We start from the raw sequence: 25,993 nt of genomic DNA on the forward strand, positions 1-25,993 counted from the left end.
ATTTTCGAGGAGGAGTTATGGCCAGGAAAGATAAGCTATCATTAGCGCAGAAGGAACAGAGAACCGCTTACAAATTGCTCATTCCCGCTTTGCTGATCTTAGCATTGGTGGCGTTCTACCCGTTGTTTCAGGTCTTCTATACGAGCTTCACAGATAAGGTTTTTGCGTCTGGAACAGATGAAGCACCAAAATTAATCGGATTTGAAAACTACAAGAGCCTACTGGGCTTGACTGTTATGGAGCTGCCGAAAGTCGTTGATGAAACAACGGGCGAAGCTTCAATTGATGAGGAGACTGGGAAACCAGTTTACGAAAGGGCAATTAGAGTCTTGCCTAGAAGTCCAGTAAGGTACAGAGAATGGTTTCAGTTCTCTCTTTTTGGGCGTCGTTATGTAGTGGGCGCGAGAGATCCGGAGTTTATGAAGGCAATCTCGAACACTCTTGTCTTTGCAGTAATCTCGGTCTTTCTCGAGACAGTTCTTGGTCTAGGGGTTGCGCTTGTTGTCAATAGCAACTTCAAAGGTAAAGGTGTAATGAGAGCAACAATGCTTGTTCCATGGGCGGTAATCACTGTTGTATCTGCAAGGATTTGGGAATGGATGCTCCAGCCGACCAGAGCCGGTCTCTTCAACGCCGTACTGAGTAAGTTGGGCTGGGGAGACGGAGACCTTTCATTTCTAAGTATGCCTGCTCTGCAGATGCCTACTCTCATTGCTGTTGACGTATGGAAGACGACACCATTCATGGCGCTCTTGATTCTTGCAGGTCTCCAGCTCATTCCTAGAGAGCTTTACGAGGCAGCAAGAGTAGATGGGGCTGGAAGGTTGAAGCAGTTCTTATCTGTCACTTTGCCTTTATTGAAACCCACGCTGGCTGTAGCATTGATTTTTAGAACTCTCGATGCTTTAAGAGTCTTTGACGTTTTTCAGGTTCTTATGGGAAACCGGATGTACTCTATGGCCTCCTACAACTATTATCAGCTTATTGGAAACAGGAACATGGGTCTTGCCTCGGCTATCGGTGTCATCATCTTCTTTCTCATAGGAATCTTTGCGGTTATCTACATGAGGCTTATGGGAGTTGATAAAGAATGAGGAAAAACAAACTGATCTGGCTCACCGGGAAGATCGCTTTCTGGATACTGGTGATATTCATATTCTTCTATATGCTTTTCCCATTTTACTGGGCGGTTAACTCGTCGCTAAAATCCGAAGCTCAACTTCAAATGACTCCAGCGACCTTTATTCCAGTCGATAGTGATGGAAGATTTGCTCCGACGCTTCAGAACTATGTTGCCGTTTTCAACGACGGTACGTTTGTTAGAGCGTTGTGGAATAGTACAATAGTAGCTGGTTTGACAACGCTTCTTGCTTTGGGAGTCGGTTCCTTTGCAGCCTATGCGATGGGTAAACTTCGTTTCAAAGGCAAGAAGCTCACTCTTTATCTCATTCTTTCTCTCACGATGTTTCCTCAAATAACTGTCCTTTCAGGTTTGTATGCCGTTATTAATACCCTCAATCTGGGAGCAAGAGTAAGTCTGATTCTTTCTTATATGATATTTACCTTGCCATTCACAACCTGGGTCCTGACTGCATTTTTCAAGGAACTCCCCACTGAGATAATGCAGTCTGCATGGGTAGACGGTGCAACGCCTTTCCAGACTTTCTATAAGATTTTGTTGCCTCTTACAGCCCCTGCTCTTGTCACAGCCGGTCTTCTTGCCTTCATTGCCGCCTGGAACGAGTATATATTCGCCCTGACTTTCACGACTATCGCTCCGGAGGCAAGAACCATTCCGGTAGCGATTTCCTTGTTCACTGGATCCGTTTCGAGGCAAGTCCCGTTTGGGGAGATCATGGCTGGCGCAGTGATTGTAACGATTCCTGTAGTGGTTCTTGTCTTCATTTTCCAGCGAAGGATAGTTCAAGGATTGACTGCGGGAGCAGTTAAAGGCTGACGAGTTTCCGAATTCTAGGAGAACGTGGTCTGAAAAAGTGGGAGGTGATCCAAAAGGTCTTTTAACTGAAAGGTTCTATGAAGAGTCGTTTTCTACGAGATCATTACAGAAGGAGGGTTTTTTATGAAGAAAGTTCTATTGACACTTATGGTAGCGTTGTTTGCGTTGGTAGCTGTTTCCGAAACAGTTATTACAGTCGCCGCGGGCGCTGTTGGTCAAGAGCTTGAATTGACCAAGAAGGCAGCGGAGATGTACATGGAGATTCATCCGGATGTCACGGTTAAGGTGCTTGATACACCTGATATGGTCCAGGACAGACTGGGACTGTACTTGCAGTTTCTTGAGGCGAAAAGCCCGGAAATCGATGTATACCAGGTGGATGTAATCTGGCCGGGCGATCTTGCACAGCATTTCGTGGATCTATATGAGTACAATGCAGATAAAGTAGTATCTATGCACTTCCCGGCGATTATCGAAAATAACACCGTTGACGGAAAACTGGTAGCTATTCCGTGGTTTACAGATGCAGGGCTTCTCTATTACAGGACAGATCTTCTCGAGAAGTACGGGCTTAATCCACCGGCCACGTGGGACGAACTTGAAGAAGCGGCCAGGATAATTCAGGAGGGTGAAAGAAAGACGAACCCGGACTTCTGGGGATTTGTCTGGCAGGGTAATGCGTACGAAGGTTTAACATGTGATGCACTTGAATGGTTGGCTTCAAATGATGCAGGAACAATCATCAGTTCCGACAAAAAAATCACAATTGCCAACTCAAATGCAGTCGAGATCCTCGAGAAGGTAGCAGGCTGGGTTGGGACTATCTCTCCGAGTGGGGTTCTTACATTTGCTGAGGAGGATGCCAGAGCAGTGTGGCAGGCAGGAAACGCTGCATTTATGAGAAATTGGCCATACGCTTACAGCCTTAGCAAAGGTGAAGACAGTGCCGTTGCGGGAAAGTTTGACGTTTCGCCTCTTCCGGCAGGCAAGAGCGGTAATGGAGCGGCTACACTCGGGGGATGGCAACTTTCGGTTAGCAAGTACAGCAAAAATCCGGAAGTCGCAGCTGATTTTGCACTCTTCATGGCCGGTTACGAAGTGCAGAAGATGAGAGCTGTAGAAGGTTCATTCAATCCAACTATCCAGGCTCTTTACGCTGATTACGAAGTACTAAAGGCAAATCCGTTCTTCGGATCTCTGTATGACGTGTTTGTAAATGCTGTAGCAAGACCATCAACGGCAACCGCTCCGCGGTATAATGAAGTATCTACCCTGTTCTTCAAGGCAGTTCACAGTATTCTCTCTGGTACTGCTGACGCCAGGAATGCTCTTGAAGAGCTTGCTCTCGATCTCGAAGATATGACAGGATTTGAGGTTGTTTGGGGATTCTAAAACCAAGTTACGATTATTCGCTGGCTCCATATGGAGCCAGCATATTTTCAGTTCTAAGCGGAAGAAGGTGGAGAGATGAGGAGTACACAGGTAAATAAGAAGCTACTGAAGGATTATCAGCCCTTCGTTGAGGAAGAAGTCATTGAAAGTATCATCGAGCTTTCAAGAGAGCTCAAGGGTCTCAGGGTTCTGCATGTAAACGCCACTTCCTTCGGTGGCGGAGTTGCGGAAATCCTTCATACACTGGTTCCGTTAATGAAGGATTGCGGACTGGAGGTTGACTGGAAAGTGATCGATGCTCCCCCACAGTTCTTCGACCTTACGAAAAGAATGCATAACGCTCTTCAAGGAAAGAAAGATTTCTTGTCAGAAGAAGATAAAAGACTCTTTGAAAAGGTAGCGAAAGACAATGCGGCTTACATCGGGATCGATGAATACGATGTTGCGGTGTTGCATGATCCTCAACCGGTTGGGCTTCCTGCTTTTGCAAACTTTGGAAATTGCAAGCTTGTTTGGAGATGCCACATAGATACTTCTTCTCCCAACGAGGTTTTTTGGAATTACTTGAATACATTTTTGTCTTACTACGATGCGGGGATCTTCACTTTGAAGAGTTATGCCAAAGATGGAATTGCCATCGACAAAATTTATGACATTCCACCATCAATCGATCCTTTGAGCAACAAGAACAGAATGCTATCTGAAGAGGAAATGAAGAAAGCTATGACGAAGCTCGGCCTTGTTCCTGGTAGGCCGGTTATAGCTCAAGTATCGAGATTCGATCCATGGAAGGACCCAATGGGAGTTGTCGATGCCTATAGACAACTGAAGAGGAAATTTCCGGATCTTCAGCTTCTCTTAATTGGATCTATGGCTTCAGATGACCCTGAGGGATGGAAGATTTACGAGGATCTCCTGAGATACATTGGAATGGACTATGACGTAAAGGTTCTTTCAAACTTTCATGGCATTGGCGATATTGAAGTAAATGCTGCTCAAAGGATTAGTAAGGTAGTTCTTCAGAAATCACTTCGAGAGGGTTTTGCTTTGACTATGAGTGAAGCAATGTGGAAAAAGACACCGGTGATTGGTGGGAATGTGGGCGGAATACCCCTTCAGGTCCATCACGGTGTAAATGGATATCTTGTTGAGAGTGTGGACGAAACCGTTGAATACACAAAAAGGATTCTTGAGAATCCTGATCTAGCTAAAGAGCTGGGTAGAAATGGATATGAAATAGTTAAGAAACATTTTCTCTGTACCAGGCACCTACTACAGTATCTCGAGCTTTTCCGCGATTTGACGAGATAGGGGAATTCCCGTCCTTGTGTTAAGGGCCGGGGTTTCCGATTTTTATAAGAGTTTTCTAGCTCTTATTTTCTGGAGGTTTTCATACATTGGTAGACCGTTCAGGTAGAGATTAGGTGCCTCACCCTGTATCAGTGGAAGTGCATAAGACCTGAACTCGTCAGTAACATAGAATCCGTCTTCGGAGATGAATTCGACCGGGAGATCTTTTGTACCATTTGCAGTGAGCTCAAGAGCGACCGTAGTGTATTCTTTAAGATAGGGTTTGCTTCTCAATCTATTTATGGAAATCATGACCCCGTTTTCTCCTCTTATGGCCTCTCTAACGGCAAGTGCTCCTACTTCAACTGCTTCTTGCCAATCGATCAAGCTTGCAACGTGCCTCGATGATCTCTGAAGGTAATCAGGTAAAGCCACGTGAACTTTGCACTTCAAAGCGTCTCTAATTATCTTCTCAAGGTACTGACCTATCTTTCCTAATTGAACATTTCCAAATGCGTCGTAATAGCCGGCAGTTGATATGAATGAACCATCAGGCCTTTTGAGAGCCTCTGAGGCAACTATTGAGCAGTATCCTTCCTTCTTCACAACTTCTTCGACTTTTGCGATAAAAGAGTCCTCCATAAAGGGAACCTCAGGAAGGAGGATGATTTGAGGACCGTGAAACCTGTCTGTGCTTGCAAGTGAACCAGATGCGGCAAGCCATCCCGAATTACGTCCCATAGATTCCATAATAAAGACCTTTGTTGAATCACTGTACATTGATTTCAGGTCTCTGGTCGCCTCCATTATCGATATTGCGGTGAATCTTGCGGCCGATCCATAACCGGGGCAGTGGTCAGTTTCAAGAAGATCGTTGTCCACTGTTTTTGGAATTCCAACGACTTGCAGTTCATAACCGATCTCTTTAGCCTTTTTGCTTATTTTGTGAGCAGTATCCATTGAGTCATTGCCACCGTTATAGAAGAAATATCGGATCGAGTGCGCATCGAAGACTTTAAATAGCTTCTCGAAATCTTCATCACTGTCAATCTTCGTTCTACAAGAACCGAAGACTGCACCTGGAGTGTAAGGAATTCTGTCTATCTCACTTCTTGCTTCTTCAGTTAAGTCGTAAAGATCCTCATTTAGAATCCCCTTTACTCCATTTATTCCGGCGAAGACTCTATCGATTTCTTTGCTTTCAAGAGCCGCAACCAGTGTTCCGTAAGCAGATGCGTTGATTACAGATGTAACGCCCCCGGACTGAGCGTAAACAGCATTCTTCATTACAGTGGTTCACCTCCCTCACTTACATAAATGATATCAGACAGTGAAATCTGAGTGAAGGAACTGACTCTCTAGCAGCAATCTCAGCTTGAAGGTTCCGATAGAAGAGACCGTGCCGAGTTCTTGTATCAGATGTTTAGAACGGGAAACTTCACTTCCGATGTCTATCTCAATGATGATTTTCGCAATCAGCAATGAACAACTGTCTTGAGTCAATAACAAACCTCGAGGAGAAGCGCTCCACAACTCACCCCGCCTCTTTGTATCTTCGGAAGAGACCATTAAATTTGGATTTGAGGTGTTCTATTAGACTGTGGCAAATGAGCGGTTAAATTCCTTGAGACCAAGAGCCAGTACTTCAATAGCAATCTTCATCTTTTCTGAAGAAAGAACATAGGCGATTCGAACTTCCTTCCTACCTACACCTTCACTTGAGTAAAATCCCTCTAGTGGAGCAACCATTACTGTGCTCCCATCGTAAGAAAAGTCTGTAAGCATCCATGTTACGAATTCTTCGGCGTTTTCAACGGGAAGCTTAACCGAGATATAGAAAGCGCCGGAGGGTTTCTGCATTTCTATTCCATCGATTTTGCTAAGCTCTTCAAAGACCACATCTCTTCTGAGCTCATACTCCCTTCTCACTGAATCTGTGTATTCCTTGCCCAGTGTAAGGAGACCAATGGTTCCGAGCTGAGCAATAGTCGGAGGAGATAGCCTCGCCTGGGCAAATTTCATCATAGTTCTGTAAACCTCGTTGTTCTTTGTTGCCACACACCCAATTCTTGCGCCACAGCTACTGAATCTCTTTGAAATGCTGTCAACGATAATTATGTCTTGTCCTGAATCTATCGTCATGATTGAGGAAGGTTTTATGCCGTCAAAGACCATTTCTCGATACACTTCATCACAGATAACGTATAGATCATTTCTTCTTGCAAACTCTATGAGTCTACGTAACTCGTCCTCTGTGTAAACTACTCCTGTGGGATTAGAAGGATTTGAAAAGAGAATTGCTTTAGTTCTTGCGGTCAAGGCTTTGGATAATTCTTCGTCATCGGGCAATCTATAACCGTTTGATATTCTCGAGGTAGCGGCCCTAACTTTGAGTCCCAGCATGTTGGCGAAGCCTATGTAATTGGCGTAGAAAGGTTCGATCAACATAATCTCATCGCCAGGATCAGCTACAGCCGCTAGAGCGAAGAGAATTGCCTCGCTGCCGCCCGAAGTTACAAGAAGCTCATCCGCGGAAACATCGATTTCCCAAGATCTAAAATACTTTGAAAAAGCCTCCTTAAGCTCTTTTATTCCATCTGATGGCGAGTAAGAGACCACGGAATCGGAAAGCTTGTTTACATAATCAAAGAATACTTTTGGAGTTTGAATATCAGGCTGCCCAATATTGAGATGATATACCTTCACACCTCTATCCTTAGCCTTCTGTGCAAAAGGCACTAATTTCCGTATTGGAGAAGATGGCATAAAAATCCCGCGTTGCGATATTTTCATGTTTTACCTCCTAAAATGATAACTTTTCATTGTTATTATACAATAACTATTTGTTGGTATGAAGAGCAGAGTTAGGCCATTTTAAGGTGTTAAGTTGATGTGCTGGTCTCATAGTCCGACAAAAAAAGGCTGCGCACGCAGCCTTCACGATAGTAGTAAAGAAGCTTACTTCCAGGGAAATAGCACGTGACTCAATTTCCTCTGTCCTCGAAAGTCACCTCAAGCAGATTAAGGGTTCTATCTGTCTCAAGTTCAAGCACATTCTGCTCGTCTGATTCGATTTTCTTGAGTTCTTTCTCAATCATATCCATACCTCCTGTATTCATTTTCTTCCCCCGCTGTTTGTACTTAGATTATAGCATAGTAGTTCAGCCCTAAACAATAGAAAGAGAGAGTAATAAGGAGATAATGGTTCATAATTGATATTAAATGCCTGTCTTTACAATCACGTCGTATAAACCAGCGTAATTTGGCTAACAAGGAGTCTATCATCTCACAGTGATCGTAAAAGTAGTCGATGCCTCCCCGCCTTTTAGATCATTAGCGGTTAGCATAACTGTGTTCGATCCCAGCTCTTCTGGAATGAAGGAGTAAATGCTTCCCGTAAGAACTCCAGGTCCATAGACCAGCTCATACCTTAGATAGTCTCCGTCTGGGTCGATGCTAAACTGTCTGAGGTCAAGCCGCAAGGTTCTAGTCGCAATGGTTGTTTGATCAGGCACATTAAACTCGGGTGGGCGATTGGTGTCGGTAATCAGCAGATCGAAGGTGGCACTGGTCTGGCCTCCCCTTCCATCAGAAGCGCTTACTACAATTGTATAAAAACCGTAATCTTCGAAACCTGGTTCAATTATCAGCCTGCTTCCTTCGATCGTTCCCATTCCCTGAACGATCTCAAATGATAGATTGTCATTGTTCGGATCAGATGAGTATTCACTGAGATCAACAACAAGTCTGGAACCTTCTGCTATTGTAAATCCAGGTATATTTAATTCTGGTGGCCTGTTGCTCTCCCTAACATCAATTCTGAGAGTCGCCCTTGCAGACCCGCCTTTCCCATCTCCTACAGAGACAATTGCTTCATAAGTTCCTGCGGTGCCATAGTCTGCGTCGAAGGTGTAGGTTTCTCCCTGGATAGTTCCAGGGCCGGAGACCAGTGAGAAGCTGAGTAAATCGTTATCAGGATCTGAAGCGTATTCTGAAAGGTCAATCGTTAGTACATCACCCTCCGCGATTCTTCTAGGTAGAATTGAAATTGTCGGCGGATTGTTCGTCCGAACTACAGTGAGATTCGCCGTTCTTTCAATGAATTCTCCCTTTCCATCGGAAGCTCGAATAGTTGCCGAGTATCTTCCTGGTTCGTCCGATTGGAATATGTACGTTGACCCTTCGATTCTTCCCGGGCCACTGAGAAGTTGGAATGAAAGCGAATCCCCGTCAGGATCAGTAAAATAATTCTCGAGGTTCAATCTGTATTGTTCACTCTGAAAAACGACGCCTTCCGGAATACTTGAAGCTACCGGAGCTTTGTTCGCGGACTCAATGTTTACCTGAAAGTTTTCTTCGACGACGTTCTTTCCATCCGATATTTCCAAGACTACTGTCTTGGAACCGGCATCCCCGGGAGGGCTCACATAGGAGTAAAGAGTTCTTTGAACCTCACCCGGTCCCGATTTTAAGTTAATTGAAAGTGGTTCATCCTCTGGATCGTTCACAAAACCTCTCAGGTCCAGAACCAAAGTGTTTCCTTGCTCGAGTGCCTGATCCGGGACATCAGCAGTAGGTGGGAGATTCTGTGCATCGGCCACTTCTGTTTCCGAAGATGTGACTGGACTGTCTAGACTCGTAGCGGCGGTTTCCGATGGCACAGAAGATGTGGAGTCTGCGGTCAGCTCTGTTGAGGATGTAGCAAAGGTTTTATTAGATATCATGAACGTTGAAGCTGCCTTTTCTCCTCTTCCATCTGAAACGGAAATAGTCACCCTCTCATAATTTGCACTTGTGAAATCAGGTTCATAAGTATAGTTGCTTCCAATTATCTGTCCATTGCCCTCGGTTAATGAATAATTCAAGGCGTCAAGGTCAGGATCATTTGCATACTCGTCAAGGTTTATTGAAATTGTCTCCCCTTCGGCAACCACCTGGTCTGGGATAGAAAGCTCGGGTGGACGGTTGACCTCTCTCACAGCGATTTCGAATGAAGACTCCGCCATTTGCTCCTTCGAATCTACTACTGAAATTGTTACAGAGTGACTTCCCGACTGTTGGAAACTCGGTGAAAAAATGTAGAAGTTCTCTTTGACCTCTCCGGGACCCGAAATTTTCGTGTAACTCAGAGATGTCATCTTCTCGTCGCTTGAATAGTCGTGAAGATCTATCGAAAGCGTACTGCCCTCATCGATAATCATATCGGGGATGCTTATTATTGGGGGTTTGTTAAGCATGTCAGGCAGGAGTCGTATTGCAAAAACAACAACCACAACGACCATCAACAAAGCCCAGAAGAACCATTTTCTCATACCGCATAACCTCCATGAAAAACATAATAATTATCAGTTCCATTATAGTTTATTCCTGTTCCATGGCCAAACGAATTCATTTGCGGGAAAATAACCTCGAGTATCCGAATAGTCGGCTAAATCAGTTCTTTATTGTCGCTAAACAAATTAGATTATACTTTGTTTCTACGTGGGTGAATTTTAACCTAATATCTGGCATAAGGGGCAATCAATATGCTAGAATCTATTTGATAGAAAAATCACAATCTAGTTTCTTAAGCTCAGTTAATGTAGATTTTGAATGGAGGTGCTGTCAGGTGCCCGTGACAATTACCGTGAACGGCAAGGATTTTACTGTTGATGAAAACCAGAGTATACTGGAAGCCTGCCGTGAAGTAGGAATAACTATTCCGACTCTTTGTTATCACCCTGCGCTTTCGGTGGTAGGTTCATGCAGGGTTTGTGTTGTAGAAGTAGAGGGAGCTCGTAACCTCTCGCCAGCGTGTGCAACTCAAGTTGCTGATGGAATGAAAATCAAGACAAATTCTGAAAGGGTTACTAGAGCAATAAGGTTTAACCTAGGTCTTCTCCTTTCCAATCATCCTAATGATTGTATGACCTGTGATGTAAATGGTAGATGCGAGTTTCAAGATCTAATATATCAGTACGACGTTGAAGATATGTTCCCAAAGACGCTGAGAAATGTTCCATATGATACCTCCAGTCCATCGCTTTTTAGAGACATGAACAAGTGTATTGATTGTGGGAGATGTGTGAGAGCCTGCGATGAGCTACAGGGTCTTTCGATACTCTCTTCGGTGAATAGAGGGTATCATGTTCTTCCTCTGCCAGCTTTAGGTGCGCCCATCGCGGCCACCGATTGCATAAACTGTGGTCAGTGCTCGGCTGTCTGTCCTGTTGGGGCAATTACTGAGAGAATGGAATTCAGGGAGGTAGTCGCCGAGCTGAGAAAACATGATAAGGTTTTGATAGCGCAAACCGCTCCATCAGTTAGGGTGGCCCTTTCTGAAGAGTTTGGAGAGCTTCCCGGCACGGTCAGCACCGGTAAGATGGTTGCCGCGCTTAGAAAGCTTGGATTCGACTATGTATTTGATACGAATTTCACTGCCGACCTCACAATTATGGAAGAAGGGTCTGAGCTTCTTGAAAGGGTAAAGGAAGGCGGAAAGTTTCCGATGTTCACTTCATGTTGCCCGGGTTGGGTAAACATGATGGAGAAGTTGTACCCGGAATTCACCGAGAACCTTTCAACGGCGAAGTCTCCCCAGGAGATGATGAGCGCCCTGGTCAAAACGTACTTTGCAGAAAAGATAGGGAAGAGGCCGGAAGACATTTATCTTGTGTCGATAATGCCGTGTACAGCTAAGAAGGACGAAAAGGGCAGAGATACTTTGACAGTCAGGGGGACAAGATCTACCGATGCGGTGCTTGTAACAAGAGAACTTGGGAAGCTGATTAAGATGCACAAGATTCCTTTCGAGTCGCTTGAAGAGGAAGAATTTGACAGTCCACTCGGAATCTCTACCGGCGCTGCGGTAATCTTTGGTGCTACAGGCGGTGTTATGGAAGCCGCTTTGAGAACTGCATACGAGCTTCATACAGGAGAAGAGCTCCCAAGACTTGATTTCGATTTTGCCCGCGGATTTGACGGGGTGAAGGAAGCTGAAATCGATATGAAGGGTACCAAGGTAAGAGTAGCCGTAGTTCACGGGGGAAGCAACGTTGTCAAGTTGATGGACAAAATTCGTTCAGGAGAAGCATTCTACCATTTTGTCGAAGTCATGGCTTGTCCGGGCGGATGTATCGGAGGCGGTGGCCAACCCAAATCGAGTCAGCCCGGTTATCTTCAGAAGAGGATGGAAGCTATCTATAATATTGACAAATCTTCGGTAATCAGAAAATCTCACGAAAACCCGGCGATTGCTAAGCTTTATGAAGAGTATCTCGGAAAGCCTTTAGGACATCTCTCTCACGAACTACTCCATACCCATTACAAAGACAACAAAAAGAGTGTGATCGAGAGAAAGAAAGAACTTGAGGAAATAGCCAAAGGGTAGGTTCTCAAAGCTGTATGAGTTTTGAAGGGGCCTTATGGCTCCTTTCGTTTTTGGCTCAGTCCTCCTTCTTTAGCAAAGTGAGAAATACGGCAAATGGTGTCTTGAAGAGGCACTTGATATCGAGAATAAATGATCTATTCTTCACGTAATAGAGGTCAAAGGCGGTTTTAATCCGGTATTCTTCCAGCGTTGTAGTGTATTTGTAGTTTATCTGAGCCCAGCCCGTTAGACCCGGTTTTACGAGAAGTCTAGACGAATAGTCTACGATGTTGTCCATTCCAAGCTTGTGAAATGATGGAAGCTCGGGTCTTGGTCCTACAAGACTCATATCTCCTTTGATAATGTTTATGATTTGCGGAAGTTCATCCAGTCTGAGTGGTCTCAAGAATTTGCCAAGCTTTGTTATCGTTTCCTTGTTTCCCTTCGTGTCGAAAGTCCTGAACTTGTACATTCCGAATTGCTTACAGTCCTTGCCGATCCTTGTTTGGCAGATGAAGATGGGTCTACCTTCCATGAGCAGAGAAATTAAAGAAACTATAACGATAATCGGGCTGAACAGAACTAACATTATTACTCCAATACCAACATCCAAGAGTCTTTTGAAGCTATCATATACCACCTTTGGTTCAATCGGGTCATTAGAGGTCAGCATAAAGCTTTCTTCCTTGAATTGCGATTTCACACGTTTGTAGAGTATGAAATTTCTGACGACCGTTGCTCCTAGCGCAGGAAGGGCAACAAACGGTGATACAGGAAGGAAGACTGGAAAAACAAAGCAAGACATAACAGCAGATCCAAGGGTAGAAGCCATTTGCTTTTCTTTATCAGAGATCGTGATTCCCTCGTAACCGCGCATTGAAAAACTGATCAGAACACTCGTACAACAGGCTGCAATGAATGCACCAAGACCGTTCATTAAGAGCGGCAAAGCCAGTAATAGGTCAATCAAATAGAAAAGGCTGTTCATCATTATATTCTCTCATCTTTGTGTAGATATTTGAACTGGCAATTTCTCACGGTGCAGAGTATTGACTCTGTTTTTGGGGTATCATGGAACTTGGGAGGAAGGGATTGAAAAAACTATACCTTAGTGATCTTCATATTGGCGACGGGACGTTAAAGGATGACTTCAAATTCGATTCCGATCTTGTAGAGCTGATATTGAGCTCAAAGGAAAAAGCATTCAGAGAAATAATCATTGTTGGCGATGGACTCGAGCTTTTGACTTCAGAGTTTGTTAAGAAAAGAGGACTCTTGCCGTTCGATCAACTCATCGATCAACTGGATGTGTCGATAATAGATGTTATTGAGAACAGACACAGGGAGGTATTCAGAGCATTTCGGGAGTTCACCAAGAGTGGTAGACTGATATATGTTGTTGGAAACCACGACTCATTTCTTCTTTTCAATGAAGGTCTTAGAAAGAGGCTCACTGAATTCCTGGGTGACAGTGAAAGTGTACAGATACAACCATACTATCTCGACAGAGAGTTCAAGACTCTTGCTTTGCACGGAAACCAGTATGACATTGTGAACAGGTTTTTCAAGGACAGGAGAAGCGGCGAGTTAATGCAACCATTCGGTGACTACATGGCGCGCTTCATGATGAAAAATTTTGATAAATGCCTCTTGAGAAAAGAGCTTCCTGAACAGGCAGTTAGGGATTATCAGAACATTCATCCTACTCTCGACGTCTTTCAGTGGTTCGATTTTATTAGAAGAGTATATGATGTTGATTCAGATCTTCAGGATGAATGGGCCAGACAGTTCCTTCTGATGCTGAAAAGTGATGCGGCACAGCGTTGGATAGACGCCAGTTGGCCAATGTTGAAGGTTATTGAAGGACTATTCATCAACAAACACGGTGGAATGAAACTCGGTAGTCTTATGGTTAGAATGGTTATGGCATTTAGAAAGCTGAAGAAGACCGATAACCTTTACAAACAGGGCAGAAGATTGCTTGGAGCCGAAGGTAAGAAGGGCTTTCGTAAAGCTATGAACAACGAATTCTTTCTGATGTACGGAGATAAAGCTCCCGCAATTGTTCCCGGTGATCTGAAGGGCGTGATAATGGGTCATAATCACCGTCATGTCCTTAGAATGATTTCGAGCAACGGAGAAGAGAAATTTTATGCCAATACTGGGACATGGAAACCGGTTGTTGAAATGATTGATGACGATCCAAGGAACGGTTTTGCCAGAAGAGTGGAACTGGGATATATTACTATAGAGATTGTTTCTAACGAGTTTCTAGTTGAGTCAAAGCATATAAAGAAGCTTAGTGGCCTTCGGTTTTCTGAAGATACACTGGATAAGAAAACCGAGTGGAATTCTGTGCGCGAGATTGGAATGCGAGTCTGAGGAGGGATGTAGATTGCACTATTATAGAGGTTCTTCGATAGTGCCGATAATAATCACCTTGCTCTTAGTAATTGTTGCGGCCGTAGTAGCGGCCTTTTTCCTCTGGCCCGTTCCAGAACCGAAAATACTTATTTCGAATGTCTCACCAATTCCGAAAAATGCAGAGAGAATCCAGTATGCTGAAAAGGTAGAATTAAGGTGGGAAGCTGTATATGAACGTCCCAGGCACGGCCTCTTAGCAGAAGTCTTTGCTGGCAAGGACCGAAACAGTTTGACCAGATTGGCACTTGACCTTCAGGGTGATCTGACCTCCCCTACCGAAGGAATATTTTCCTTTTCTCACGAGTTTGAGGTTGATCCTCACTCTCAGTACTGGTGGAAAGTAAGGGTTTACACAGAAGGTGGAAAATCCGCAGAAAGTGAAATCTGGACATTCGTACTCATGAATACTTATCCTAGAAGGCCAGAGGTAGTTCCACCAGGCAGCAACCTGGGAAACGTCCCTCTAAAAGATCTGACACTTAACTGGAGTTCCAATGATCCTGATGGAGATGAGTTAGTATACGACGTGTATTTTGGTAGAGAGCCAAGATTAGATGAGAAGGACATTCTCATTAGAGGAACGAACGAAACAATGGTTGACGTTTCGTTACTTAAGAGACTTGATTACTCGACGAAGTACTACTGGAAAGTCGTTGCGAAGGACTCGTACGGAGGCGAATCTACTTCTTATACTGAGAGCTTCACAACTCAGATGAGGGTAGATCTTCCTGCAGTTACGCCGGAAAATCCAAGAAGCGGAGCTAGCGATTTTGATGCGGGAAGAGGATTTCTTTCGTGGAAGACTTCTTTGCCTCTCGAATACTATCTTGACGAGCTAGATTTTGATGTCTACCTTTCCGAGGGGCAGTCAAGATATTCACTAATTGGAACAACAAATTCAACCGAGATTGCTGTCCCTTCTCTCAAAGGCCATACAACTTATAGTTGGTATGTCGTTGTTAGAGATGCATCTGGAAAAGAAAAGAAGAGCGAAGAGTGGATCTTCCGGACTTCTAACAGAGCACCCATAATCGAGATGGAGTATCCGAATATTTCTCCAGGGCAGGATTCTGTGCCGGTAAAATGGGAAGTAGTAGACCCCGATGGAGATAGTGTTACAAGCGAAGTATTCTTTGGACCGGATGGTGATGAGCCTGCCAGAATCGCTTCAGGTAGAATGACATCGATTTTTCTCTCAGCACTTGATGAAGAAACGAACTACACACTCTCTATAAGAGCTAGCGATGGTCAAGGAGGAGAAACCATAAGAGATATTTCTATTACCCCGGGTAATAGGCCTCCTTCGATCTATCTTTCTCGGCCGGTGTCGACGGAGTTTGTCGAACCCTCGGTTGTATCATTCAACTGGTTTGGAGAAGACCCCGATGGTGATTCTCTTAACTACATGCTTCATTTGAAATCGAAGAATGACTCAAGAATCCTAGGTCCAATCGAATCTCAAGAATATATTGTGAGAGACCTGGAAGAAAACGAGAATTACAGCTGGTTTATTACGGTAGAAGACTCTAGAGGTGCCTTCGCTAGAAGTGAAGACGCTGTTTTCACTACAGGGCAGAAGTCTCTGGAAGTAGCTGTCCCGTTGACGCCTCAGCCTGGTGAAGTTGAAGTAAGCTTATCTGACACTACTTTTAGCTGGGAAATCGATGATGAGAGCGAAGATCTTTCTTATAGATTCGTTCTTGGAAATGACGACAGGTTGAATGACATAGTCTTTGAAAACGAAACGAAGGAAACTTCGATTGAATTGACCTTGGACCTATTTAGTAACAGGAAGTACTTTTGGAGAGTCGATGTTATCAAGAACGGTTCTGAAACTGAGGGAGAAGTCTGGAGCTTCACCAGCGAAAATCTACCTCCGGCGTTACCAGAGCTCAGATTCCCTGTGGATGGAGCTTCGGAAGTATCGACCAATGATTTGACTCTAAGTTGGGTTTCCAGTGATCCCGATGGAGAAATTGTGTCGACAAAGGTACATCTGCGAGATTCTGCTGGAAATGAAGAGGAGTACGAAGCTCTCGGGAATTCACTGACTATCGAAGAGCTTGATCCCGGTCAACGTTACGAATGGGCCGTAAAGGTTACCGATGACGGGGGAAAAAGTTCTGTCAGCAAATACGCATCCTTTGTTACTGGAAACCAAAGGCCGGTTATAACTTTAACTCATCCTCCTAGAATGTTCCTGGAGGGGGCAACGACTCCTCTTGTTGTTGAATGGGAGCTGGACGATCCTGAAGGAGAAGACCTTGAGGTGGGAGTATATGTTAACCTTGCCGAAGAGTCGTTAGGGCGGCCAGTAGCTATCGGAGATAACCTTGAGAGATATGTCATAACCAACCTCTTTTCCGGCAGAGATTACTTGTTGACAATCGTGGCAGAGGACCCCGGAGGTGAAATAGGGACTCTCGAAATACCTATAAAAAGCCGTGTTTCGGGACTAGACTACATCTATCCTTCCGGTGGAGTATTCGAGAACGGCAGAGAGTTCTCTTGGTCTTATTCACAACAGAATTCGGGATACGTCTTCCGACTTTATGATTCAGATCATAACCCCATTGTCAGAAGAGTTGTTCAGGACAACATATACAGACCCGAACTATCTTTTGAGGACGGTAGGCAGTACTTCTGGGCTGTATCTGTTTTGAGGGACAATGTAGAGTATGCAGGTGAACCGGTCAGTTTCATTTCTGGACAGTCGTTTGGAGTGTTGCTTGAAGCGCCTAGGAACGGAGAAAAGGTGCCGGCTTCGGGAGTAACATTGAAATGGGTTTTAGACGGTGATACAGAAGCGATAAGGCAGAAGGAAGTCTATTTTGGAGAACTGGGTAGCCTTTCACGTTACACTGTTTCGAGCAACAGTTATCAGACAGGAAGGCTTCTTGCGGGACGAACATATGAATGGTTCGTTCAGTTGACAGACAATAGTGGAGCCACAATAAGAAGCGAGACCTTCCGATTCTCGGTTGAAAACAGGCCTCCAGAACTTTCTTTAATCAGTCCCGTTAATGGAAGGGCGGTTGGTGAAACGTATGTTGATTTAACATGGTCAGGCTATGATCCTGACGGAGATCATCTGAGATACTCGGTGTATTTTGGAACCGACGAGGATCTAGAGCTTTACAGAGATTCCATGCAGTCAAATCAGATTAGAGTATCCGGCCTTTTGATGAACAAGACATATAGCTGGTACATTACAGCTTCAGACGGTCAAAATGTTGTTAAATCCGAAACGAGAACATTCAATGTTACTGCATCAGAATTCAAGATTGACATCCTGTCCCCGGTAGTGGATTCGGAAGTAGATCTTACCCCCGTTTTCTCCTGGCAATCTTCTGAAGTGGGAAGTGGAGAGTTTAGAGTGTTTATTGGTGAGTCAGAGTCGGAAATGTCACTGATCGGTATAACTGATGCCACTTCTATGCGATTGCAGAATCGATTGGATAACGGCAAGACCTACTATTGGTCAGTTGAGCTCTGGCAGGAAGGAAAGATGATATCCTCAACCGGTCCAAATAGATTCAAGACAATGTCGTCCGATAGACCTACTGCTTCTGAGAGTGTCGATATGTTGGCTTTCTACTTCAACGACGTTTTGAATATAGTTTCACTGAGCAGTGCTGGCCTGGAAATCGTTGAGATCCCTTATCAGTATGATGGAAAGAACTCCGCAATTCTAAACGGTGATCTACTCTATGTGATAGACAAAAGTGGAAAACTGTCCACAATCAACTACCGGACCGGTGAGGCCGAAGTTATAGACACTCTAGTTACTAACACGGTTCCAGAGAAGTTGATTATGGAGGGCGGATATCTCTGGATTCTAGACACCAAGAGTGCAGGAATGGTCATTAGAGTAGTTCTCAGCGAAAGTGGCATTCCCGAAAGAATGGAAACTGTTTACAGGGACTGGACGACACCGGTTGATTTATTCGTCACGCAAGATCTCTCGAGAATTTATCTGGCAGATGCTTTGTCGGGAATAAAAATCCTCGAGAGAGAAGGGGAAACTTACAACGATCGTTCTTCAAGTTTTGAAGTTCCCTTGGATGGTTATTCCAGAGCAGTTGCTGAAAGTAACGGTGTTGTTTATTCCGGAGAGGCAGGAATAGACGGTGGTTTGAAGGTCATTGATATAGCGAGATCGAGAAAGGCTAATGTAGGAAGGTACTACATTGTTCTTGAAATAGAGGTGTCGGGCAGTGTTCTTTACGCGTCTACCGATAAGGGAGTGTCGATTGTAGACATTAGTACTCCAGATTCTCCTGTAATTCTTCGGGATTTGGAGCTCACCCAGGTCGATGAGATTTCAGTTGAGGGGAGCCTTTTGATAGTGAGATCGGGAAACAGCATGTTAGTTTATGATGTAGAGAAACCTAATGATCCAGTCTTGCTCGAGAGCAGAAAGGAATAGAATTCCATTTTGGAGGTGTTAGCGTGAAGAAATTACTCTTGGCAGTATTAGTTACATTTCTTTCAGTAGCAGTGTTTGGCGTAAGTGACAGCGTACTGGTTATGGCAATTGAAACTGAGCCGGTAGGATTCGATCCGACGCTGGTTACCGCATTTGCATCTCACAGAGTTCTTGAGAACGTTTACGATGGTCTTCTGAAGTATGATGAAAATATGAATCTCGTTCCTAATCTAGCCGAAGATTTCGAAGTGGTGGATCCCTACACAATAGTGTTCAAAATACGAGAAGGCGTAAAATTCCACAATGGCGAGACTTTGACTGTTGAGGATGTTCTCTTTACTTTTGAAAGAATAAGGGATCCCGAAGTAAAGGCTCCAGCAGCCAGTTATTACGGCGAGGTAGAAACAATAAGATCTTTAGACGGAAACAAGGTTGAGTTCAAGCTGAAAATCCCGATGGCTTCTTCGCTTCTTCCCAATTTTGCGGGAGTTAACAGCGCTATACTTTCCAAGAGTTTTGTCGAGTCAGGCGCAAATCTTCAGCTAGAGACAAATGGTACGGGGCCTTTCTACATTGCTGAGTTTGTCGCAGGCAACTACATAAGGCTGAGAAAGAATGCAGACTATTTTGTTGCCGGGCTTCCTTATCTCGATGAAATAAAAATGATGATAATGCCCGAAGAGGTAACAAGAGTTTCCGCTTTAAGGAATGGGGACGTCGATATTGCAAAGATCAGCGAGCCACTAAGTCTTAACCAGTTAGCCTCAGACAAGTTCGTAATTTACAGGACGCCAGTGCTAAGCTATTATTTGCTCGGTTTCAACACGACAAGAGGACCTCTAAGCAAACCGGAAGTTAGGAACGCCCTCAGTTACGCCGTTAGCAGGGAAATGATAGTGAAGGCTGTAGCCTTTGACGAGGCAACAGTTACGGGTCCGTTGAACCCCGAGCTGGATTTCTGGGCTTTGCAACCCAATCAGTTCGAGGAGTATAGTTACAATCCTTCAAAGGCGAAGCAGCTACTTGCAGAAGCCGGTTATCCAAATGGCTTCGAATTTGAGATAGTTGCTGCGCAGAGATACAATTTCGATAAGGTTGCACAGGTAATCCAGGCTCAGCTGGCAGAAATCGGTGTCACTGCAAAGATAAACTTGGTTGAGTGGGGAATTTTCATCAGCAAGTGGAGAGAGAGTGATTTCGATTCTTTCATTTCTATGAATAGCGGATCGATAGATCCAGACATCCAGTTCAACAGGACTTTCCGAACTGGAGGATCGACTAATGTCTTTCTCTATAGTAACCATGAGGTCGATGATCTACTTGATAGGGGTAGAAGCGAGTCCGATATGAACGCCAGAAAACTGATCTATGAAGAAGTCCAGAGAAAACTCGTGGAAGAATCACCAATACTTTTTCTCTATTCGCCAAACACGTTATTTGCCTCTAATAATTCCGTTAAGGGATTTAGATCATTGGCGAATGAAAGCCTTGTGTTTTTGAGAGAAACAAGCAAAGATTAGTTTCAGAGTAGAATATGGAGTTCGGTTACGTAATCAGGAGGCTGCTATCTGCAGTTCCCACAGTTCTTTTAGTCACGTTCATGGTGTTCATTGCGATTCACATAGTTCCTGGCGATGTGATAGATATAATGCTGGGAACCCAGAATTATCTGACTGAAAGTCAGATAGAGGATCTGTATTCCGAATATGGGCTTGACAAGCCCCTGATTGTTCAGTATGGAATATGGGTTAAGAATCTGCTTTCATTCAACCTGGGCACTTCACTAAGAACGGGCCGACCCGTAACCGAACTGATAAAGGAAAGATTCCCGGTTACTCTTGAATTGGCCGCTTTCTCATTAGGATTTGCACTTTTATTTGGAATCCCCATGGGAATAATCTCTGCAATAAAGAGAAATGGTTTTCTCGATAACTTTGTGAGAGTGATCGGTCTAATTGGTCTTTCGTCCCCATCCTTCTGGGTGGGGGCGATCTTAATTGTGCTGGTTTCTGGTGCCTTCGATAATTTCAACCTATTTGGATATGTGAGTCCGGTAGTCGATCCGTTTTCTAATCTACAGGTGATGTTTCTTCCTTCACTTACAATGGGCTTGATGGTAGCAGCGCAGATTTTGAGAATTACCAGAACATCGATGCTGGATGTACTAAATCAAGATTACGTTAGAACTGCCAGAGCAAAAGGAGTGAGTGCCCGAAATGTAATTCTCAAGCATTCTTTGAGAAATGCTCTAATTCCTGTTGTAACGCTCTCGGGTATTCAGCTAGGCTATCTGCTTGGTGGAACCATAGTAATAGAGAATATGTTTGCCCTTCCCGGAATGGGAAGACTTCTTCTTCAGGTTGTCAATGAAAGAGATTATCCCGTTGTTCAGGGAATTGTTCTTTTTATCGGGATAATAATAGTAATGTTGAATATCTTGGTTGACGTTATATATACACTAATTGATCCTCGTGTCGAGCTACGTTAGGGTGAGCGACTATGCTTAGAGTAATGCGGAGACTTGTGAGTAATCCGATCTACACGATTAGCATGATCATGATCTTTGTCATTGTTCTGATCACACTATTCCCTGGTTTATTTGCACCATATGACCCGTACAAGATGAATATGGATGCCTTTATGAGCAGGCCTTCTATAGATCATTTGTTTGGTGGAGACCAGTTCGGAAGAGACGTGTTCTCAAGGTCGATGTATGGAATACAGAAGAGCGTAATAATCGCTTCCAGTGCGATTGCTATTTCGGCGATAATCGGTACTATGCTGGGGCTGTTGTCGGGCTATATTGGCGGACTGACCGACCTGATAATCATGAGGATTATGGATAGTTTCTTCGCTTTCCCATCGCTTATTTTGGCACTATTCATAATTGCTCTTTTCGGTTCAAGCATGTCCAACCTAATCTTTGCAATCGGCCTTGTCTATGTGCCGATATTTGCAAGGACCGTAAGGGGAGCAACGCTTTCTCTAAAGGATACTCTTTTTGTGAAGGCTTCTAAGGCGCTTGGAAAAAAGAATATCTCTATAATGCTTAAAGACATTCTTCCAAACATCTCTTCGATCCTGATTGTAACCTTCACCACAAATGTTTCAACAGCGCTTCTAACCGAGGCTTCCCTTGGTTTTCTCGGTCTAGGAGTTCCTCCTCCAGAGCCTACTCTAGGAGGAATGGTTGGCCAGGGAACCTCCTATTTGTTGAGCGCACCATGGATAGTCCTGTTTCCTGGAATGATGATAGCTATAATCGTTTTGAGTCTCAACATCCTGGGGGATGGGCTGAGAGATGTGCTCGATCCTAGAATAAACAGATAATCACCATCTATAGGTCCACAAGGCCGTGGAACTAGTGGAAACCCCATCAACATGGTTCTTCAACATTTCAATTTCCTCAACGCTGTCTATAAGACCTGCAGCAACTATGGTAGTCTCAGGTGCATGAACTCTGATTTTTGGGGCTACCTTCGCTGCGACTATTCCAGGCAGTATCTCAATGTTTCTCACTCCATTAGATACGATCGTTTGAATTCCCTTTTCAACGGCCCTCGAGTCAAGTACGAAAAACCTCAAAAGGCTCTGATGCATCCCGGCATTTACTGCTTGTTTGAATATTCTAAGCTTAGCAGTGATTATTCCATCGACTCCGCTCTTCTTAAGATAAAGAACGCTATCCTCGTCGCCAGAAAGCCCAGAAACAAAATCAATATCCACGAAGACCTTCTTTCCAGCAGCTTTGAATCGATCGATCCTCTCCTGTATTTCAAAGAGCCCACCATTTAGGAAGAAAACCGTTTCCGGAACAACTGATTCTGGTCTCTCTTTTCTGTTCCATAAAGCCGCAATAATTCCTTTTAGCATAAAACCCCTCCTAAGTAGAATAATACACTAAGCGCTGATTTCGAAAGAAGGAACCCTCCTGTTCTCTGAAGGGTCACTTTTTTCCGGCTGAGTGTATGGAATATGATATAATTCTTTACACGTGGTAGAGTTTATGAGAGAACCACGCCATTTTTGTATGGCGTGGTTTTCTTTTTGGAGGTGCTGGATGCAAGCGGTAGTCATTGGAGGTGGAGTTGTCGGGTCTCTAATCGCTCGAGAACTCAGCAGATTTAGAATTAAGGTTGTTCTCGTTGAGAAATCAGAGGATATAGGACAGGGAGTTACTAAAGCAAACTCTGCTATTCTTCACGGTGGCTATGACGATCCGCCAGGAACATTAAGAGCTAGGTTCTGCGCTCCCGGAAATCTAATGTTTGATAAGCTCGCTGAAGAATTGAAATTCCCTGTAAAAAGGACCGGATCGATTGTCGTAGCAAAGGACAGAAACGAGCTTCCAAAACTTGAGGAGCTACTTCAAAATGGTATCAACAATGGAGTAAAAGATCTCAGAATCGTTGGCAAAAATGAGCTTAGAGAGCTGGAACCTCACATTTCAGATGAATTTAATTATGCCCTATTTTGTGGTACTGCTGGAATCACTGAGCCCTGGATGGTGGCAATTGCTTCGGCTATGAATGTTGCCGCAAACGGGGGCGAGGTTGTCACAGGTGAAGAAGTCATAGGCGGGAAGATCAATGAAGGAAGGGTCACCGAAGTATTTCTAAGTTCTGGCAGGAAGATTGAAGCCGACTTGGTAATAAACGCAGCCGGTCTCTTCTACGAAAAGGTTGCTTCAGCCTTTAACGTGAATGTGCCCCCGGTTCATTTGAGAAAGGGTGAGTATATCCTTTTGGATAAAAAGGCAAGTGAATTAGTAAATATGATAATATTTCCGCTTCCAACCGCTGCAGGAAAGGGAAAATTAGTTGTTCCAACGGTTGATGGAGGAGTTCTTCTAGGGCCGACTTCAGTTGAACTACCCGAGTTTTCGCCGGAAGATGTTAGCACTACTGATTCTGGGCTGACTTCAGTTAGAGAATCTGGAGAATATCTTATCCCGGGAATAGACAATGCAAAGTGGTTCATAAAGTCATTTGCCGGGCTGAGACCTGAAACCGTCCAAAAGGATTTCTACATAAAGAGAGCCGAAGAACTTGCAAACTTCATCACAGTGGGGGCTATGAGATCTCCAGGTTTGACTGCAGCCCCCGCAATTGCGGAATTCGTAGTTAGTATGATCGTTCCAGAAACTGGAATCGATCTGGTTAGAAGAGACGATTTTGTTCCGTGCCTTGAAGAGAGAGTAAAGATAAAGGAACTTCCAGCTGGGAAAGTCTCTGAGATGATTGATGAAAACCCTGCGTATGGGCGAATCGTCTGTCAATGCAATGAGGTTTCTGAAGCCGAGATAGTCCAGGCCATTCGCGATGGAGCAAGAACAATTGACGGGATTAAATTTAGAACTAGAGCGGGTTTTGGAAGATGTCAGGGCGGGTTCTGCAGCTGGAACATTGCGAAGATTCTGGCTAGAGAGCTCAAGAAGGATCTATCCGAAGTTAGACAGAACAGCGAGGGAAGCTGGATAGTTGATGGGAAGGTGAGACAATGAACAGACTCACCACAGACGTTCTTATCATAGGTGGCGGAGCAGCAGGTATGTCATCAGCTCTCAGTGCTGCAAAAACTGGAGCTGACGTTACTCTCCTAGAAAGAGAACCGATTGCAGGAGGTGTCCTAAATCAGTGTATTCATAATGGGTTCGGCCTTCAGTTCTACCATGAGGAACTGACAGGTCCGGAATTTGCCTCTCGCCTTCAACGTGAGATGAGTGAAGAAGGGGTGAGCATGATCGGTGAATCCTATGTCCGGCACATAGACGTGAGGGAGAAAAAAGCAGTTGTGCTTTCTCCTAAGGGAGCATTTGAAATTTCTGCGAAGGCCCTTGTCATATCGAGCGGAGCCAGAGAAAGACCGTTCGGCTCGCTGTTGATACAGGGTTATAGACCGTCAGGAATATTGCCGGCAGGTTTGGCTCAAAGATATGTGAATCTAGAGAATTATCTACCAGGAAAAAGAGCGGTTGTACTAGGATCAGGGGATATCGGGTTGATAATGGCAAGAAGACTGACACTTGAAGGTGTGGAAGTAGTCGCTGTAATAGAACGGATGCCATATCCCGGAGGTCTTACAAGAAACATTGTTCAGTGCCTTGAAGATTATGATATTCCCCTTCTCCTTTCGACAACTGTGACCAAAGTCTTCGGAAAGGGAAGGCTTGAAGAAGTTGAAATAACTAAGGTCGATGAGAGATTCGTTCCGATACCGGGCACTTCCAGCCGGCTGAAAGTTGACACTTTAATACTTTCTGCCGGGTTGCTTCCACAGGTTGAGGATTTCGATGATGATTTGACTATCGATCCTATCAATAGAGGTTTTGTTGTTTCAAACACAGGTGAAAGCTCCGTAGAGGGTGTTTTTGCGGCGGGAAACAATGTTGCGGTATTCGATCTCGTGGATTATGTAGCCGCCGAGGGCTGGATAGCCGGCCGTCATGCTGCTCTCTATGCGCTCGGCAAGAATACTTCTGGGGACAGGGTTCCCGTTGTTAGGGGAGATAATGTGGGAGTTGTTGTGCCTGGCATAGTGGATATGGATGAGCACGTACGCCTGTATGTAAGATTGAAAAACCCTATGGACGAGGGCACTCTAGTTCTAAAGGAACTAGGGCTCGAGAAGAGTTTCTCTTATGGGGTTCCCAGTGAGATGATTCAGATGGTTATTAAAAAAGAGAAGCTGATGCCTCTTATTGACGCAAAACGGTTAACGGTGGAGGTGCACTAATGGAGAGACACATAACTTGTGTAATTTGCCCGGTTAGTTGCAAAATTTCAGTTAGAAAAAGCGGAAGCGAGTATGAGATAAGGGGTAACAGATGTCCCAGAGGAAAAGAATATGCTTTAAATGAATTAATCATGCCGAAGAGAATACTTACAACAAGCGTAAAAGTCATCAACGGGGAGATTCCCCTAGTTTCCGTGAAGACATCTGGCGCAATTGACAGGTCGATTATAAAGGAGAAAATGGATTTGGTCAGAAAAATTTCAGTTGAAGCTCCTGTACAGATTGGAGACGTCCTTATGGATGATATCGATGGCCAGGGGACTGCGCTCATTGCCACGCGTCCTGTGAAGAGAATTCAAACTTTTCTTCCTTAATCCTACTACTTGAAATAACGTTTGATTCGGGTTAAAATAATCAT

At 44.4% G+C, this 25,993-nt stretch carries 18 protein-coding genes; 13 read left to right on the forward strand and 5 right to left on the reverse strand.

Going from position 1 to position 25,993, the window contains the following annotated elements; genetic code table 11:
- Positions 1-17: 17 nt before the first annotated feature.
- The 4 genes from Y696_RS02445 (at position 18) to Y696_RS02460 (ending at position 4,660) form a co-directional block, all read left to right on the forward strand.
- Positions 18-1,094, forward strand: coding sequence for a carbohydrate ABC transporter permease (locus Y696_RS02445; protein ID WP_121509744.1), 1,077 nt, complete (start codon positions 18-20; stop codon positions 1,092-1,094).
- Positions 1,091-1,957, forward strand: a complete 867-nt coding sequence (locus Y696_RS02450) for a carbohydrate ABC transporter permease (RefSeq protein ID WP_014730278.1) — start codon at positions 1,091-1,093, stop codon at positions 1,955-1,957. Before Y696_RS02445 ends, Y696_RS02450 begins: the two co-directional genes overlap by 4 nt.
- Before the next feature lie 123 nt (positions 1,958-2,080).
- The gene (locus Y696_RS02455; RefSeq protein WP_121509745.1) at positions 2,081-3,349 is read left to right on the forward strand and encodes an ABC transporter substrate-binding protein; all 1,269 of its coding nucleotides are present in this window, start codon (positions 2,081-2,083) and stop codon (positions 3,347-3,349) included.
- Positions 3,350-3,424: 75 nt separating this feature from the next.
- Positions 3,425-4,660 carry a glycosyltransferase gene (locus Y696_RS02460; RefSeq protein WP_121509746.1) on the forward strand — a complete coding sequence of 412 codons (1,236 nt, stop codon included), beginning with the start codon at positions 3,425-3,427 and terminating at the stop codon, positions 4,658-4,660.
- 42 nt (positions 4,661-4,702) lie between these two features.
- On the opposite strand, the gene Y696_RS02465 is transcribed toward Y696_RS02460, so the two are convergent.
- From Y696_RS02465 to Y696_RS02480, 3 genes are all read right to left on the reverse strand, one after another.
- Positions 4,703-5,926 carry a 6-phosphofructokinase gene (locus tag Y696_RS02465; protein ID WP_121509747.1) on the reverse strand — a complete coding sequence of 408 codons (1,224 nt, stop codon included), beginning with the start codon at positions 5,924-5,926 and terminating at the stop codon, positions 4,703-4,705.
- A 306-nt stretch (positions 5,927-6,232) separates the two neighbouring features.
- The gene (locus Y696_RS02475) at positions 6,233-7,432 is read right to left on the reverse strand and encodes a pyridoxal phosphate-dependent aminotransferase (protein WP_014730282.1); all 1,200 of its coding nucleotides are present in this window, start codon (positions 7,430-7,432) and stop codon (positions 6,233-6,235) included.
- A gap of 488 nt (positions 7,433-7,920) precedes the next feature.
- A complete protein-coding gene (locus tag Y696_RS02480) occupies positions 7,921-9,951 on the reverse strand; it encodes an Ig-like domain-containing protein (RefSeq protein ID WP_121509749.1) in 2,031 nt (676 codons plus the stop codon).
- 296 nt (positions 9,952-10,247) lie between these two features.
- Here Y696_RS02480 and Y696_RS02485 point away from each other — a divergent pair, with 296 nt between their 5' ends.
- Positions 10,248-12,008: an NADH-dependent [FeFe] hydrogenase, group A6 gene (locus Y696_RS02485; protein WP_099771899.1), complete on the forward strand. Its 1,761-nt coding sequence runs from the start codon at positions 10,248-10,250 to the stop codon at positions 12,006-12,008.
- A 55-nt stretch (positions 12,009-12,063) separates the two neighbouring features.
- Here Y696_RS02485 and Y696_RS02490 read toward each other — a convergent pair whose 3' ends face one another.
- Complete coding sequence (locus Y696_RS02490; RefSeq protein ID WP_014730286.1) at positions 12,064-12,978, reverse strand: sugar transferase; 915 nt, start codon at positions 12,976-12,978, stop codon at positions 12,064-12,066.
- A 101-nt stretch (positions 12,979-13,079) separates the two neighbouring features.
- Between Y696_RS02490 and Y696_RS02495 the strand changes: the two genes are divergently transcribed.
- Genes Y696_RS02495 through Y696_RS02515 form a run of 5 tightly spaced genes read left to right on the forward strand, consistent with a single transcriptional unit; the run spans position 13,080 to position 22,170 of the window.
- On the forward strand, positions 13,080-14,369 hold the full coding sequence (locus Y696_RS02495) for a hypothetical protein (protein ID WP_099771900.1): 1,290 nt from the start codon (positions 13,080-13,082) through the stop codon (positions 14,367-14,369).
- Between the two features lie 13 nt (positions 14,370-14,382).
- On the forward strand, positions 14,383-18,840 hold the full coding sequence (locus Y696_RS02500; RefSeq protein ID WP_099771901.1) for a fibronectin type III domain-containing protein: 4,458 nt from the start codon (positions 14,383-14,385) through the stop codon (positions 18,838-18,840).
- Between the two features lie 23 nt (positions 18,841-18,863).
- A complete protein-coding gene (locus Y696_RS02505; RefSeq protein WP_099771902.1) occupies positions 18,864-20,360 on the forward strand; it encodes an ABC transporter substrate-binding protein in 1,497 nt (498 codons plus the stop codon).
- Between the two features lie 14 nt (positions 20,361-20,374).
- Positions 20,375-21,328, forward strand: a complete 954-nt coding sequence (locus Y696_RS02510) for an ABC transporter permease (RefSeq protein WP_014730290.1) — start codon at positions 20,375-20,377, stop codon at positions 21,326-21,328.
- An 11-nt stretch (positions 21,329-21,339) separates the two neighbouring features.
- A complete protein-coding gene (locus tag Y696_RS02515) occupies positions 21,340-22,170 on the forward strand; it encodes an ABC transporter permease (protein ID WP_006492056.1) in 831 nt (276 codons plus the stop codon).
- On the opposite strand, the gene Y696_RS02520 is transcribed toward Y696_RS02515, so the two are convergent.
- A complete protein-coding gene (locus tag Y696_RS02520; RefSeq protein WP_014730291.1) occupies positions 22,171-22,713 on the reverse strand; it encodes a glycerol-3-phosphate responsive antiterminator in 543 nt (180 codons plus the stop codon).
- A gap of 187 nt (positions 22,714-22,900) precedes the next feature.
- Between Y696_RS02520 and Y696_RS02525 the strand changes: the two genes are divergently transcribed.
- From Y696_RS02525 to Y696_RS02535, 3 genes are read left to right on the forward strand one after another with little or no spacing between them, the layout of a single operon-like run.
- On the forward strand, positions 22,901-24,343 hold the full coding sequence (locus tag Y696_RS02525) for an NAD(P)/FAD-dependent oxidoreductase (protein WP_099771903.1): 1,443 nt from the start codon (positions 22,901-22,903) through the stop codon (positions 24,341-24,343).
- Entirely contained in the window at positions 24,340-25,575 is a 1,236-nt protein-coding gene (locus Y696_RS02530) for an NAD(P)/FAD-dependent oxidoreductase (RefSeq protein WP_099771904.1), read from the forward strand. The genes Y696_RS02525 and Y696_RS02530 overlap by 4 nt, the downstream gene beginning before the upstream one ends.
- Positions 25,575-25,949, forward strand: coding sequence for a DUF1667 domain-containing protein (locus Y696_RS02535; RefSeq protein WP_014730294.1), 375 nt, complete (start codon positions 25,575-25,577; stop codon positions 25,947-25,949). The genes Y696_RS02530 and Y696_RS02535 overlap by 1 nt, the downstream gene beginning before the upstream one ends.
- Positions 25,950-25,993: the final 44 nt, after the last annotated feature.

Source organism: Mesotoga sp. H07pep.5.4 (assembly GCF_003664935.1).
GTDB classification, from domain to species: domain Bacteria; phylum Thermotogota; class Thermotogae; order Petrotogales; family Kosmotogaceae; genus Mesotoga; species Mesotoga prima.